General features: G+C 52.9%; 14 protein-coding genes. 6 read left to right on the top strand and 8 right to left on the bottom strand.

Annotation, left to right across the window (positions count from 1 at the left end; all coding sequences use genetic code 11):
- The first annotated feature begins 17 nt into the window (after positions 1–17).
- The gene (locus ACT3RP_RS02565; RefSeq protein WP_483393168.1) at positions 18–1,001 is read left to right on the top strand and encodes a putative RNA methyltransferase; all 984 of its coding nucleotides are present in this window, start codon (positions 18–20) and stop codon (positions 999–1,001) included.
- Positions 1,002–1,119: 118 nt separating this feature from the next.
- On the opposite strand, the gene ACT3RP_RS02560 is transcribed toward ACT3RP_RS02565, so the two are convergent.
- The 4 genes from ACT3RP_RS02560 to ACT3RP_RS02545 all read right to left on the bottom strand — a co-directional run bounded on the left by ACT3RP_RS02560 (position 1,120) and on the right by ACT3RP_RS02545 (position 3,201).
- Positions 1,120–1,326, bottom strand: a complete 207-nt coding sequence (locus ACT3RP_RS02560; protein WP_096281871.1) for a cold-shock protein — start codon at positions 1,324–1,326, stop codon at positions 1,120–1,122.
- Positions 1,327–1,578: 252 nt separating this feature from the next.
- Positions 1,579–1,794 carry a TIGR02450 family Trp-rich protein gene (locus ACT3RP_RS02555; RefSeq protein WP_096281870.1) on the bottom strand — a complete coding sequence of 72 codons (216 nt, stop codon included), beginning with the start codon at positions 1,792–1,794 and terminating at the stop codon, positions 1,579–1,581.
- Positions 1,795–1,847: 53 nt separating this feature from the next.
- Positions 1,848–2,336 (bottom strand): DUF6438 domain-containing protein, encoded by a 489-nt coding sequence (locus ACT3RP_RS02550; RefSeq protein WP_483393167.1) that lies wholly within the window; start codon positions 2,334–2,336, stop codon positions 1,848–1,850.
- Between the two features lie 79 nt (positions 2,337–2,415).
- Positions 2,416–3,201, bottom strand: a complete 786-nt coding sequence (locus tag ACT3RP_RS02545; RefSeq protein WP_483393166.1) for a GntR family transcriptional regulator — start codon at positions 3,199–3,201, stop codon at positions 2,416–2,418.
- 258 nt (positions 3,202–3,459) lie between these two features.
- Between ACT3RP_RS02545 and ACT3RP_RS02540 the strand changes: the two genes are divergently transcribed.
- Genes ACT3RP_RS02540 through ACT3RP_RS02530 form a run of 3 tightly spaced genes read left to right on the top strand, consistent with a single transcriptional unit; the run spans position 3,460 to position 6,427 of the window.
- Entirely contained in the window at positions 3,460–4,404 is a 945-nt protein-coding gene (locus ACT3RP_RS02540; protein ID WP_483393165.1) for a Bug family tripartite tricarboxylate transporter substrate binding protein, read from the top strand.
- A 44-nt stretch (positions 4,405–4,448) separates the two neighbouring features.
- Positions 4,449–4,910, top strand: coding sequence for a tripartite tricarboxylate transporter TctB family protein (locus tag ACT3RP_RS02535; protein ID WP_096281866.1), 462 nt, complete (start codon positions 4,449–4,451; stop codon positions 4,908–4,910).
- 20 nt (positions 4,911–4,930) lie between these two features.
- Positions 4,931–6,427 (top strand): tripartite tricarboxylate transporter permease, encoded by a 1,497-nt coding sequence (locus tag ACT3RP_RS02530; RefSeq protein WP_096281864.1) that lies wholly within the window; start codon positions 4,931–4,933, stop codon positions 6,425–6,427.
- Positions 6,428–6,527: 100 nt separating this feature from the next.
- On the opposite strand, the gene ACT3RP_RS02525 is transcribed toward ACT3RP_RS02530, so the two are convergent.
- Positions 6,528–6,767 (bottom strand): Atu4866 domain-containing protein, encoded by a 240-nt coding sequence (locus tag ACT3RP_RS02525; protein WP_444624531.1) that lies wholly within the window; start codon positions 6,765–6,767, stop codon positions 6,528–6,530.
- Between the two features lie 117 nt (positions 6,768–6,884).
- Between ACT3RP_RS02525 and ACT3RP_RS02520 the strand changes: the two genes are divergently transcribed.
- Positions 6,885–8,147 carry a dicarboxylate/amino acid:cation symporter gene (locus tag ACT3RP_RS02520; protein WP_483393164.1) on the top strand — a complete coding sequence of 421 codons (1,263 nt, stop codon included), beginning with the start codon at positions 6,885–6,887 and terminating at the stop codon, positions 8,145–8,147.
- Positions 8,148–8,292: 145 nt separating this feature from the next.
- On the opposite strand, the gene ACT3RP_RS02515 is transcribed toward ACT3RP_RS02520, so the two are convergent.
- Entirely contained in the window at positions 8,293–8,466 is a 174-nt protein-coding gene (locus ACT3RP_RS02515) for a YqaE/Pmp3 family membrane protein (RefSeq protein WP_096281858.1), read from the bottom strand.
- 230 nt (positions 8,467–8,696) lie between these two features.
- Between ACT3RP_RS02515 and ACT3RP_RS02510 the strand changes: the two genes are divergently transcribed.
- Positions 8,697–10,673 (top strand): TonB-dependent receptor family protein, encoded by a 1,977-nt coding sequence (locus ACT3RP_RS02510; RefSeq protein ID WP_483393163.1) that lies wholly within the window; start codon positions 8,697–8,699, stop codon positions 10,671–10,673.
- 174 nt (positions 10,674–10,847) lie between these two features.
- Here the strand turns inward: ACT3RP_RS02510 and ACT3RP_RS02505 are convergent, their stop codons facing one another.
- Together ACT3RP_RS02505 and ACT3RP_RS02500 are read right to left on the bottom strand one after the other, a co-directional pair.
- Positions 10,848–13,391: a glucose/quinate/shikimate family membrane-bound PQQ-dependent dehydrogenase gene (locus tag ACT3RP_RS02505; RefSeq protein WP_483393162.1), complete on the bottom strand. Its 2,544-nt coding sequence runs from the start codon at positions 13,389–13,391 to the stop codon at positions 10,848–10,850.
- Between the two features lie 231 nt (positions 13,392–13,622).
- Positions 13,623–14,621 (bottom strand): NADP-dependent oxidoreductase, encoded by a 999-nt coding sequence (locus ACT3RP_RS02500; RefSeq protein WP_096281851.1) that lies wholly within the window; start codon positions 14,619–14,621, stop codon positions 13,623–13,625.
- Between the last annotated feature and the right edge of the window lie 98 nt (positions 14,622–14,719).

Genomic DNA, 14,719 nt, shown 5'->3' with positions numbered 1-14,719 from the left:
CCTGCGAAGAAATAGCGATGAGCATAACCCCTTTTCAATCACTGGCATGCCCGCTGGATGGCGAGCCCCTTTATCTGGAAGGCAGCACCTGGCGATGTAGCGCTGGGCATAGCCCTTCAAAGCATGATTTTTCAAAACATGATCCTTCAAAACATGATCCTTCAAAACCTAGTTCTTCAAAACCTAGTCCTTCAAAACACAGCTTTGATATCGCCAAGCAGGGCTATGTGAACTTGCTTCCGGTGCAGCAAAAGCGCTCAAGCGACCCAGGCGATAGTAAAGCCATGGTGGCTGCTCGTCAGCGCTTTCTTGACGCTGGCTACTATCGGCCAATTGCAGATGCGGTGAGTCGTGCCGTGTTGAGCCAGGCGAAGCGTCAGTCGATACGCGATACGCCGTTTAGCTGTTTGGATGCAGGCTGTGGTGAAGGTTACTACCTGCGCCAGTTAGCTAGCGCGGCGCAGGATGCGTTGCCGCTGGCGCTAATGGGTCTGGATATCTCAAAGTGGGCGGTGCTGGCCGCGGCTAAGCAGGATAGTCGGCGGGGGGGGGAACAAGAACATAGTCAAACACCGCAAAGCCAATGGGTGGTCGGCAGCAACGCGCATTTGCCGGTGCAATCACAAACATTAGACAGTGTGCTGTGCATGTTTGGCTTTCCCGTCATGGGCGAATTTGCGCGCGTGTTGAAACCGGGCGGCATGCTGTTACAGATTGAGGCGGGGCCAAGCCATTTGCGCGAGCTACGGGAAATTATCTACCCCACCTTAAAGCCCGAGCGTTCAAGTGAGTCAAAGGTGCCGGAGGGTTTTATACATCACCATACTGAGCGCCTCTGCTATTCACTCGCACTTGAAGGCGCTGAAGACATTTCGGATCTGCTGGCGATGACGCCGCACCTTTATCGAGCTAGTGCCGAAGGCCGTGCTCGCGCTGGGGCGCTTGAAGCACTTGCGATTACGGTAGAGGTGCGCCTGGTGCATTGGTTGCGAAGTGAGTAGGGCTCAAACGCAATTGTTAACTAGCAAACGCAACAAGGCCCGCATAAGCGGGCCTTGTTATTCGAACCTCGTAAGGTTCGAGCAAACTTAAAAGCGCTATGTTTTAAAAAACGTAGGCTTAAGAAATTTGCTTGATGTTTGAAGCCTGAAGGCCTTTCTTACCCTGGGTAACGTCAAAAGAAACGTTAGCGCCTTCTTGCAGGGTTTTAAAGCCGTCTGACTGAATTTCAGAGAAATGAGCGAACAGGTCATCGCCGCCGTCAGAAGGAGCAATAAAACCGAAGCCTTTAGTATCGTTGAACCACTTAACTGTGCCAGTAGACATAGTAAAAATCCTTTCGCGCAAAGCGCTTAATAAAGTTCCTGGTATCACCCAGATTAATAGCGGATAAAACAAGGAATACAATTACAGGCTTGCCGAAAGATTTCGTACATATCAATCTCGTACACTTCTGAATCTTTTTCGTACACTTCTGAAACCATGCTGCTTGCTAACCAACTGGCGACACAGTGTCATTAATATTTAGATGTGTCAACGCCTTTCTTGGCTTTTGCCTCTATGGCAGGGTCAGATTCATTACTGCCAGCCCATTTTCCATACGCTGGCATCTTTTAGACGTTGCCACGGCACAACGACTTCGCGATGCGAGTGGATGGCTTCAATCACGACATCGACGACGTTGTCGTCTTCATCGCGCAGCAGCTTGGTCACCAAGAAGTGTTTCTCTTTATTGCTGGGTTGCACCGCCGTCCATTTGCTGTGGTGCAGCTTGCGGGGATTAATAGCGTGCATGGGTACTCCTCGGTGACGATTTTGCATGCTTGTCATCATGGCTAGCGATGCGTTTACTGCTGCACCCACTGTTCAATGTTCAGCTCTTTATTGAGGCTTCTGAGGGTGTTGGTCAGCTCACGGCCACTGTCAGAGTGACAGCCCGTATCGTGTTCCAGTACCGCCTGTTCGCCCTCGCCGTTAATCCAGGTGACGGTATATTGAGGCAGGTCAGTCGCGCGGGGTTCACAATCAAGCGTTTGTTGCGTGGTGCCCATATTCGGCTGCCAAGATGCTAGGCGTGTTTGTAGTGCACTAAACGTCGTGGCATCGCCAGCCAGCGTGTGTTCACCTTCAGTGGCCGTGTGGCGCTCGCCCGTGAAGCGCGTGGTGCCATCTGCCTCAACCGCTACGCTGTAAACAGGGCAGGTGCCGTAGCAAGGGCCTACCTGATAACGAATTTCAGCCAAAGTATCTGAACTGCTCGCGGGCTGATGCTGTGCACAGCCGCTCATCAAAAGTGCCAGTGCCGTTGCCGCTAAACAGATGGTGGGTACGCGCATGCAGAAATTCCTTTTTTGGCTCTATGACGATTGATTGAAAGCAGCTCACAATAGCGGCTGCCATGCTAATGGCAAAACATCATGTGTCCCAAACCTGCTGATTATCATGAGTTTTAACGCCTAATGATACTTGATGTTCATAAGTTTCAGGGCAATAAAAACCTTCGATGAACTCAACCGGTTGCTGATGTTCATCGAAAACGATGCGACTTATGCATAGTAGCGCGTCACCTGGCTCCATCTTAAGCAGATTTGCTTGCTTTGGCGTCGCTAGTTTGGCGGTGATTGTTTGCTTTGCGTGGGAAATCGTTACATTAGCTCGTGCAAATAGAAGTAGCAGGGGCTGAGTAGTTAGGTCGTCTTGCGAAAATGAGCGGCCTATATGTTCAGGAACATAGGTGGTTAATAGCGAGAACGGGGTGCCATGATGACTTCTTATACGAGTTGCTTTTTGTACCAAGCTACCGGCAGTCAATTGCAGCTGATGGGCAATGATGCTGGTGGCAGCTACGTAGCCAAAATCTAGCACGTCCACATCCGTAGTCAGTCCCATCGCAATTAGGTTTTCTAGAACTCCAGAGATACTTGCCTGTATCGGCGAGGCTTCGTTGGCAGCGATGGGGAACGTGCCCTTACCGCGGTGTCGTTCAACCAATCCTTCTCGATTAAGGCGCTCCATTGCCTTACGCATTGTGATGCGTGAAACACCAAACTGTTGGGCCAATAATACTTCGTTGGGCATTGATTGATCTGGAGGATAGTTTCCTTCCAGGATCTCCTGACGCAATACCAGATAAACCCGATGATGTTTGGGCCAGGGATCGTTAGAGCTCTCAAATGAGGGCGAGTAAGATAGCTCTCGCACATCGCCTCCTAGGTAAGGTGGGTGTTTTGTTTGTTCTATTGACATAACAAAGATACCATGCATCAATAGCGCATGTTAGCTCGACCAATAACACAAAGCTCTCTGACATGTCTGCTAGATGATCAATAACGAAATATTTAATAACGAGATATTCAATAACAATCCGATAATCGGAGAAGTGATATGCCATATCAACTGCGATTCAAGAAAGCTTCAGTTATTTCTCATGTTCTTTGTCGCTCCCTTTGGGTGCTCCCCTTGCTCACGTTAAGTGTATCTTCCTTAGCGCTTGCAGACGACTGGCCTGATAGCCCTCTGGAAATTGTGGTGCCTTTCGATGCGGGCGGCAGCGCAGACCGGTTGGCTCGCGGGTTGGCCGAGCATATGTCCCCTCGCTTTGGCATGCCTATTACCGTCGTGAATCGACCGGGTGGTGCTGGCGCTTTAGGCGCTACCTACTTTCAACAACAATCAGCTGACGGAGAAACCTTGCTTGTCATGCAGGCGACGCCCTACTTAGCAAGTGCCATTGAGGTAAGTGGTGCGCCGGTTGAGTGGCAGGATTTTTCGCTCTTGAGTGCGCAGTGGAATGATTATGGTGTGCTTGCCGTGCACAACAGCAGCCCCTACGAAAATCTTGAGCAATTAATTGAGGCCATGCGCGAACCCGGTGAGGTCAGCTCCGGCATTATTGTGGGTAACGGGGGGCATATCCAAACGCTCGTCATGATGGATGCGCTGGGTATCGATCATGAAAATGTGCGCTTTGTGACCTATAGCGGCGGTGCTCCATTACGTACGGCGCTGGCTGGCAACCAAGTGGATTTTGAGATTCTTGCCGCCGAGGCTGCGCTGACGATAAATGAAGAGGTGCGAGCACTGGCTGTTGTACACGATCAGCCAAGCGATAGCTGGGATGCACCACTCCTAAACAATGAACTGGCTGAGTTCGGCGTTGAGCCTTTACCGCTGATTGGTGGGAATGTCTCAGGCCTTATGGTGCATTCTTCTCTGCAGGAGGAATATCCCGAACGTTACGATCGCATCGTGCAGGTGTACCAAGAAACGTTAGAAAGTGACGAGTTTCAAGAGTGGGCGAAAAACGCACGAATGGGTGCTGATTGGCTAACGCCTGAAGAGAGTCAGGCGCTTATTAATGCTACCTATGAAGCTATTCAACAGTACGCACCTTTAGTCAAGTAGCCGCGTACGGTGTTTTGATCGTTTTACAAAAGGCAGTAGGAGTTATGACGTCTTCAACTTTTAGCCGCTCCTTCCCATGGGGAAATGTACTTTTTTCGTTAACGCTAGCGGGGGCGTTTTTCTACTACGCTCACGGCGTTCATGCCGCTGCTCGTGGGGCTACCGACTGGGTGTTGGTAGTCCCCGTCGCCGGTATCGGCATTGCATCTCTATTGGTTATTACAGGTACGAAAATTGTGGATTGGTACCGGGAGCATGCGCATGATTCAGGCCGCACTGTTCCAGTCAAAACCCTTCTTTTCATGGCGCTGTTGGTTCTTTACGTGGGTGCACTGCCATTCATTGGTTTTGATATAGGCAGCTTCGTGTTTCTTGCTTTGACGCTTTACGTGCAAGGAGAAAAGCGCTGGTGGGTGTTGCTAGGAAGTGGCGTGCTGGTCTCTTTCGTTGTGGTGTTGGTATTTGTCCAGCTTCTTAACGTACGCCTTCCGACTATCCTGCTTTAACGACAAAGGTGCTGAAATTCATGATTGATACGGATGCATTCCAGGCCGCGATTGAGCTGCTCGCAAGCACGCCAGCAGCGTGGTGGGTGGTCGTCCCTGGCTTGATAATCGGATTGTTCTTTGGCTCGATACCGGGGCTGTCGATTTCTATTGCCATGGCGGTGTTTCTCCCTGCTACGCTGTATATGGATTTTCTACCCGCTATTCTATTTCTGACTGCCATTTTTACAGGCGGCGGTTTCGGCGGTGCGATACCCGCTATCATGATGAATATACCCGGCACATCCTCCTCGGTAGCCACGGCCTTTGACGGCTATCCTATGGCGCGCAAAGGGCAGCATGCTCAAGCGCTCGGCATTGGGTTAATGGCTTCCGTACTAGGCACGTTAGTCGGATACTTGCTGCTACTGCTGACAGTTCAATCAGTATCCCATTGGGTTCTTAAGCTAGGGCCAACGGAGATGTTGGTTATTGCTCTATGGGGGGTCACGCTGATTGCCGTGTTGAATGACGCTAGCATTTCTAAAGGGCTAGCAGCGGGCGCGCTGGGTATTCTGATTAGCACTGTCGGCTACAGCGATGCAGGACAGATGCGAGGAACCTTTGGCAGTATGTACTTGCTGGATGGTATTCCGGCCATACCTGCGCTCATCGGCTTTTTCGCGGCGTCTGAGTTGTTTAATCTGGTTGGTAAAAACTACATCGTGGATGCACAGGAGAACCGTGTTGTCCGGTTTCGCAGTATTTTGGAAGGAATGGCGTTTGCGGCAAGCAGGCCACTACAGGTGCTGCGGGGAGGGGGGATGGGTGCGGTTATAGGCGCCATTCCTGGCGTAGGGGCAAGTATCGCTAACCTTGCCGCTTATGCAACGGCGAAAAAGCAGTCGAAAGAGCCAGAGTCTTTTGGCAAAGGCCATCCTTCCGGGCTCATTGCGGCAGAGTCGGCTAACAGCAGTTCTGAAGGGGGTTCAATGATTACCCTTCTGGCGCTGGGGTTGCCGGGCGGCGCGGGTACCGCTGTATTGCTCAGCGCGTTTGCTTTGCATAATGTGACGGGAGGCCCACGGTTCATCCGCGAAAATACCGACATTGTCTATGCCCTGATTCTTGGCAATATGGCTCAGGCCGCCTTATTGTTGGTGGTTGGGCTGGGCTTTATTTTTTTGGCGGGATATATCGTCAAAATTTCGCTTAAATTCATGATTCCCGTGGTAATGGTGCTTTCTGTCGCAGGTTCTTACACCATTACAGGAAATATGGTGGGCCCGATTACCGTTGTGGTTACGGGTATCCTGGGATGGCTGATGCGTTTGTATGGCTTTCCAGTGGCCGCTACGGTGGTAGGTCTATTAGTCGGTAGTATGGCTGAAGGTGAGCTAGTAAGAAGTATGCAGATCAGCGGAGGTAGCTTAGGGTTTATATTGGAACGGCCTATTACGCTGATTTTTCTGGCTTTACTACTGTTGTCTATACTGCCTCGCATTGTAGGAAGCGTCTCTAAGTGGAAGAAATCTTAAACTGCTCCACTGTATTGCTGTGCCTCTAAAGCCACTGGCTTTTAGTAAGCCGGTGGCTGTTGCCGTTACTGAATAATAGCGCTGTAAAGAATGGCATTGCTTACTTTTTACGATATAGCACCATACCTGCGTGATAGAGCACGCCATCGATGAACTCACCATCAGCGGTAAAACCGGTGTCATCCCAGTATTCTATGTAGTTATTCGTTACTCGATAGCGGCCCTGGTAAGCACTTTTATGCTCACCACGGGCCTCGTCGTAGCGATTGTTGGGTAAAAGATCATGACGAATACGTCCATCTTCAGTTACCCACATACCAACATACGGATGGTCTGCCATAGCCTCGATTTACTGCCGCCTACTCACCTTGTCGATCTTGCTGTGCCACACTAATAAGGTGGTGTGCAGGCTTATCAAAATAGGCCCATCAACGTATTCAAACCTGTAGGGACTCAAATGACACGCATATGGAAGGCCTATTTGAACGCGTCGTTGATTTTACGCGTCACCATCGCGCTGGTATTGGGCGTGTTAGTCGGGCTTGTTGGCGGGGATGCAGTGGCCGTTTGGCTGGCACCGCTGGGTGATTTACTGCTGCGGCTACTGACCTTTTTGATTGTGCCCATCGTGCTGTTCACGCTGATGGTGGGGGTTAACCAGTCGCGCGAGGGTAGCGCGGGGCGTATAGGCGGAAAGGTCTTTGGCTATTATCTGGCGTCTTCAGCGCTGGCCATTATGGTGGGCTTAACGGTTGCTACGCTGTTTAGCCCCGGAAGTGGCATGACGCTCAACGACGAAGCCAGTTTTTCGGTGCCTGAAAACCCTGGCGTTGTCGAGGCGCTGCTTAACATCGTGCCGGATAATATTATCGGGGCTTTTGCCGAGCTTAATATGCTGGGCATTATTTTTACGGCATTAGTGTTTGGTATTGCGCTGCTAAAAATGCGCCAATCACCGCGCCAGCATGCGATGGGCGAGCGGTTGTACGAGGTGATTGAGGCACTAAACGATGTCACGCTAAAAGTTATGTCAGGGGTGTTGCACTATGTGCCCATCGGCGTCTTTGCAATTGTCGCCGAAACGGTGAGCCGTCAAGGCTTGGAAACGCTGCTATCGTTGGGTGATATGGTGGTTGTGCTGTATATCGCGCTGGGCGTTCATGTGCTGCTTTATTGCGGCATCATGCGTTTATTTGGTGTGAAACTACGCACCTTCTTCCGTGAGGCACGCACGCCCATGCTCACGGCATTTGCCACTCAAAGTAGCTCTGGCACGCTGCCGTTAACGGTCAACGCGGCCCGCCGTTTAGGAATTTCTAAGAGTATTTATGGCTTCAGCCTGCCGCTAGGGGCCACTTTGAATATGGATGGGGCGGCGATTCGTATCGCTATCTCGGCAGTCTTTGCCGCCAACGTGATTGGCGCGCCGCTGGATTTCATCAGCATGGTACAGATTGTGCTGATTGGTACGCTGGTCTCGGTGGGCACTGCCGGGGTGCCGGGTGCCGGTATCATTATGATTGCCACGGTGTTTGCCCAGGTCGGGCTGCCGATTGAAACCGTTGCGTTGCTCGCCGCTATTGATGCACTGGTAGGCATGGGCGCCACGGCCTTGAACGTGACCGGCGATTTAGTCGGCACATCGGTGATTGCGCGTAGCGAAGGCGAGCAGTTAAGTGAGACGCCTGTAGAAGAAGCGTCAGAGGTTGCAAAGGGGTAGCTTAAAAGCGCTTGCCCTGTAGTCCCGTGAGAATGCATTCACTCCTGGCATCGGCGCCTCCATGGCCACGTTGACTAGGCATAAAAAAGCCGCCTAAGTGTGACCTTAGGCGGCGTTGCATTTATCAAGCAATGAGAACTAAATGCTAGTGCTTTAATATCACATAAAACGCATGGATGATGCCGGGTATAAATCCAAACAGCGTTAGAATAATGTTCAGCCAGAAATGTCCTTTAAATCCGACTTCAAGAAATACGCCGAGTGGCGGAAATAGAACCGCAAAAATCATTTTGATTGGATCTGTCGCTGTAAACGCCATGAAGCCTCCTTTGCTTTCAGGGGTGTAGCCTGTACAAGTTTAAGCATTACCAAACAATTTATCTATGCCTCAATTAACTACTAGAGACTAGCCAGATCAGGAAATCGTTCAATCCTGCCATGCATTTTCACGTTGAGGTATCTGGGAGGGACCCCGTGTTGAGAAGAGTAGCGACCACGTCTTTTTGTTTATTAAGCTGTCTGACGGCTAGCCAAAGCTGGGGCCAAAATATGCCAGTGACTTCCAGCGCGATGGACACGCTAGAGGTCACGGCACCGCGCCTGGCGCGCGAACTGTACGCAACGCCTGCCGCGGTCTCAACGCTTGACCGTGACGCCATTGCACAGGGGCAGCAGCGTGCTCGCCTGGATGAGGCATTAGTGCGCGTACCGGGCGTGTTTGTGCAAAACCGAGATAACTTTGCCCAGGGCCAGCGAATCTCTATTCGAGGTTTTGGCGCGCGGGCACCGTTTGGCGTGCGTGGCATTACCGTGATGGTCGATGGCATTCCCTACACGCTGCCCGACGGTCAAGCGCAGCTTGATGCCATCGATTTAGACAGCGCCGAGCGTATCGAGGTCATTCGCGGGCCCTCTTCGGTGCTTTACGGCAACGCGGCTGGCGGAGTGATCGCGGTGACTACCGCCGACGGTCGCGATAACCCAGGAACGCGCCTGCGCGCGGAGGTTGGGAGTGACGGCTATCGAAAAACGTCGCTGCAAACCGGCGGTTCTCAAGGAGACTGGTCGCATCATGTAAGTCTTTCGGCGCTCAATGTTGATGGCTATCGTGAGCAGAGCTCGACTGAAAAGTATTTGCTAAATGCCAAACTGCGCCGTGAGTTAGGCAGCGGAAGGGCGATAACGGCCATTATCAATTTGCTTGAAAACCCGCGCTCCGAAGATTCTGGTGCGCTAAATGCACGCGAAGTCGCGAACGGGCGTGATCAGGCCGCCCCAAACTCCATAGCATTGGATGCTAGGCAAAACGTTGATCAGCAGCTGCTCGGCTTACAGTACGAAGATCTGTCCGCAGGCCCTGGCGAGCTCTATGTAAAGGGTTTTGTTGCGCAGCGTGATTTTGAGCAGCAGCTGCCGTTCGTGGGCAGTAGCCGGTTGGGCTATCAGCGTGATTACCTGGGCGCGAGCGCTGAGTATCATCATGAAATTAATGTAGGCAGCCTGCCGCTGAGCTATATCACCGGTGTGGATGTGGCGCGTCAAAACGATGAGCGCTTTCGTAATGACGTAAACGCTCAGGGCGTGGTGGGTGAGCAATTGGCGGAAGAGACGCAAACGGCAACCTCGGCCGGGGTCTTTGCTCAGGGGGATTTGGCGCTTTCCGAGCAGGTAACACTCTCGCTGGGTGCCCGCTTTGACCGAGTAGAGTTAGAGGTCGACGACCGCTACCTGGACGATGGCGATCAAAGCGGTGAGCAAACCTTCAACGAATGGAGTGGCTCAGCGGGTTTGAGCTACCGCTATCGCCCACAGCATCAGGCATATGTGAATACCGGTACCGCGTTTGAAACGCCCACCTTCTCAGAGTTTGCTAACCCCTCGGGTGGCGGTTTCAACCCTTCAATTTCGCCGCAAAAGGCCTGGAATCGTGAGATAGGTCTGCGCGGTTACGTTGAACCGCTGGCGATGGATTACGACTTGGCACTGTTTTCGGTGCGTGTGCGCGATGAGTTAGTGCCGTATGACGAGGGTGCTCGCACCTTCTATCAAAACGCGGGCGATACCGACCGTGATGGGATTGAGCTGGCGCTAGGTTGGCAGTTAGCCAGCCAGTGGCGATTGGACAGCGCCTTAACGTTGGCGCGCTACGAATTTGATGGTTTTGCAACGCCAGCTGAGCGTTTTGATGGTAATCGTATTCCCGGTTTGCCCGAGCAAACATGGGTCAATCAGCTAAGTTGGCAAGGCCTTGATGAACGCTTTGCAACGCTGGAAACCCAGTACGTGGGCGATATGGTCGCAGACAACGCCAACGACACAGAGGTTGATAGCTACTGGCTGGTCAATTTGCGGGTGGGGGATGGCTGGGCGCTGGGCAGCGACACCAGGCTGAATGCTTATGTCGGCATACGTAATCTACTTGATGAGGAGCATTTCGCTAACGTGCGCCTGAACGGCACCTTTGGGCGCTTTTACGAGCCCGCGCCAGGACGCAGTGTGTATGGCGGAGTGGAAGTAAGGTTCTAACCCTGCAATTGAGGTACTAATAAGCGCTGCGCTGAGAATGGCCTAGGCGCTTATTCTCCACTTCCCATCAACACAACGGGCGGCCCTGAGGCCGCCCGTTGTGTTTGTCGTTACCAATGCGAGCCGCTAAAAAATAGCGTAGCTGAGCATAGTTAACGTTTTACTTGGCTCACATTATTCCGGTAGCGCGTAGCCAATGACATAGTCACCCATTTTTGTACCAAAAGTGCCGTGGCCTCCCGCCGTAACGACCACGTACTGACGCCCATCTGTGCCGGTATAGGTCATTGGGGTAGCCTGGCCGCCGGCCGGCAGACGCGCTTTATATAGCTCTTCGCCAGTGGTGACGTTGTAACCACGCAGATACTGATCCAGCGTGCCGCTTAAGAACGAAACGCCGCCCGCCGTGATTAATGGGCCGCCAAGCGCAGGCACCCCCACGTTCAAGCCAATCGGTAGGCCAAACGGCATGCTGTCGCGAGTTGTGCCATTGCGGTGTTGCCAAACGACCTCTGCGCTTTGTAGATCAATTCCAACCACGTTACCCCAAGAGGGCGCTTGGCAGGGAAGGCCTAGCACGGAAAGCAGCGGGCCGAGTTCAACCGCGTAGGGCGCGCCTTCATTGGGCTGTAAGCCCTGTTCGCTGGCAGAACCTTGGCCTTCCTCCACCTCGTCACGCGGGATCAGCGTGGACACAAACGCTAGGTACTTAGCCCCGGTGAACAGCGCTTGACGCTCAGGGTCAACCGCAACCCCGCCCCAGTTCATCACACCTACATTGCCGGGATAGATGATGCTGCCTTCCAGCGACGGCGGGGTGTATTGGCCTTCATAGCGTAATGAGTTGAATTGAATGCGGCACATCATTTGATCAAACGGTGACGCGCCCCACATATCACGTTCGGTGAGTGGCGGAGGCAGTAGGTTCAGCGCCGATTGAGTCTGGGTTTCAGCAGTCCAGTCGCCGTCTACAGCGCCTTGAGGCACGGGCACTTCTTCGATGGGTACAATCGGCTCGCCGGTTTGGCGATTTAATATATACAGGCTGCCCTGCTTGGTTGGCTGGATTACCGCAGGCTGTGTGCCGTCGTTGGTGGCTAGATCTATCAGCACCGGCTGGGCGGGGGTATCCATATCCCATAAGTCATGGTGTACAAACTGATAAGCCCATTCAACTTGGCCATCGTCCAGATTGAGTGCTACTAAGCCCGCACCATAGATTTCGTCATTTTCTGTGCGGTCGGCGCCATACTGATCGGGGGTGGCATTGCCCATGGGTAGGTAAACCATGCCAAGTTCTTCGTCAACGCTGATCGGCGCCCATACGTTGGGTGAGTTGCGGGTGTAGGTTTCGCCTTCAGCCAATGGATCGGTATTGTCTGGATTGCCGCTATCCCAGTTCCATACCAGCTCGCCGGTGTGCACATCAAAAGCACGAATAACCCCAGATGGCTCATCGGTGGAGCTATTGTCGGTGACATGGCCGCCCAGGATTATCAGGTTCTCGGTCACCGTGGCAGGGGAGGTTGAGTAGTAGCCGCCCGGTGCAAAATCGCCAATATTGTTAGTCAGATCAATTTCGCCGTTATCGCCAAAGTTAGCGCAGCGTTCGCCGTTATCGGCATTCAAGGCGATCAAGCGAGCATCCGCCGTTGGCAGGTAGAGCCTGCGTGGGCACATGACATCCGTGGCGCTCAGCATTGCGGGCGTAGTGCTATCGTCTGCAACGCCAAACAGCAGCGACAGAAAAGAAAGATCCAGGCTGAAAATATCGTTGTTATCGAAGATATCAAAAGACATTGCCGTGTCGCTTGCCGGTGCGCTGTCTGTCGCTATGTTAGTTGCGTCGTCGTTAGGCGTGGCGTCAGAAGAATAGCTGGCTGCATCGTAGTAGGCGAGGCCGCGGCAGGTCATGTGCGCCCAGCTGGAAAAGTCATCTGCCCCCTGAGTGCTGATTTCCGGGTCGAACTCCCAAAGGGTTTCACCCGTTTCAGGAGAGAGTGCCATGGCACGGCTGTGCGAGGTGCAGATATACAGGCTGTCGTTAACTTTTAGCGGCGTATTTTGATTGGTAATTTCGGGTGGTGCATTAGAGCCCGCCTGATCGCCGGTTTGAATGCGCCACACCTCTTCAAGCTCGCTAATGTTGTCAGGCGTTATCTGATTAAGCGAGGAGTAGTGAGTGCCAGCGTTGGTGCCGCCGTAGGCAGGCCAGTCGTCACCTGCCACCTGGGCGGGGTTAACGGCGCCGGCACCGGGTATGTTGTTTGTGGCTAGGGTACCTTTAATAGTGCCGGGGTCGCTGAACTGACTGGCGATGGCCACGATCATCGCCGCGCTAATGCTGGCCATCAGTGCCAAGCTGCCGCCGCGTGAATGGAGCGGCTTACGCCACCAGGGAAGCAGTAGCAAAATGCCTATTAAGCAGAGAATCGCGACCCGAGGAACCAACTGCCACCAGTCCAGGCCCACTTCCCAAAGTGCCCAGCCCAGGGTGGCTAAAAGTACCAGTGCGTAGAGCCAGAGAGCGGCGCCTCGGCGCAAGATGAATAAAATGCCGCACGCGATAATGCTCAATCCGGCGATTAAGTAGTAGGCGCTGCCGCCCAGGCTGATTAGCTTTCCGCCGCCAACGGCGAGCACTAAACCCACTATTAATAAAACAAGGCCCGCGATGATAGCTGGCCATTTGCAGTGGTCACGCGTGCTTTCTTTCATGAGATGTCCCCTTATGAAAACGTACTAACGTTGCTTGATTTAGATAGACAAGCAACATGCCAACAACGCGCTTTAACCCATCGACAGCGCCGATGGGTTAAGACACACCTTTTCAGTGGCTATTTTAGTAATCAAGCCGCTATTGGTCTAACGGTTTGATTTTTTTCTGAGGCGAGCACGTTACCGCAACGTCGCAGTCGCTGCGGTAACGTGGGACAGCAGGTGAGAGCGTTATAGCTTAACCAGCATTTTGCCGGTGTTGCCACCTTCAAACAGCGCAAGGAAGGCATCAGGCGTACTCTCCAGGCCTTCTTTGACGGTTTCTTTATAAGCCAGCTTGCCTGCCGCTACCTGGGGAGTCACTTCGTTTAGGAAATAGGGGTAGCTTGACCAGTGATCAGCAACGATAAAGCCCTGCATCTTCGCTTTGCGAATCACCAGCTGAGAAAGATTGCTGGGGCCGGGCGAGGGCGCTTCAGCATTGTAGCTATCGATCATGCCGCATACGGCGATGCGAGCGCCTTCATTTAGCTGGCTGAGCGCCGCTTCAAGGCAGATGCCGCCCACATTTTCGTAATACACGTCGATGCCGTTAGGGCTGGCAAGTTTGATCGCATCGCTTAATTCTTGCGCGGTCCGGTTTTGATAGCTGACAGGCTCGACGCCTAATGATTCAAGCCATGCGAGCTTATGAGCCGCGCCCGCAATGCCAACAACATGGCAGCCCTTTGCTTTCGCTAGCTGAACGGCCAGCGAGCCAACCGCGCCGCTGGCGGCACTCACTAAAACGTTGTCGCCCGGCTTGCATTCGGCTATCAGATTGAGGCCGGTCCAGGCAGTCATGCCGGGCATTCCTAGAACACCCAGATACGCTTGTTCAGGCACGTCATTTTCCGGTAAGGGCGTGAGGCCTTCTGCGGGAAGCTGAGCAATATCACGCCAACCACCCATGTGACTGACGTTATCACCGACCTTAAGACGTGAATCATTGGACTCGATAACCTCGCCAATCGCACCGCCTTCCATCGGTTTACCAATTCCAAACGGTTCTACATAGGTGCGCAAGCCACTCATGCGGCCACGCATGTAGGGGTCCACAGACAGCCAGTGGTTGCGAATACGCACTTCGCCTTCGGCAAGGTCAGGCAACGTTTGCGTCTCAAGCGCGAACAGAGAGCGGTCGGGTAGGCCGTTGGGATAAGCGGTAAGCGTGTAAAAGCGCGACTGCATAAATGTCTCCTGCGAATACGTTACATGATGAACATTACGCGTTGTACGACGCGTGCGGTGTCCCTTGTAGCATAGAGACCATTAGCCTGCTGGCAAGT

It is taken from the genome of Halomonas sp. AOP5-B2-8 (assembly GCF_052376475.1).
GTDB lineage: Bacteria > Pseudomonadota > Gammaproteobacteria > Pseudomonadales > Halomonadaceae > Vreelandella > Vreelandella casei.
The sequence above is the reverse complement of the archived record's forward strand: the minus strand, read 5'-3'. Positions and strand labels throughout refer to the sequence as shown.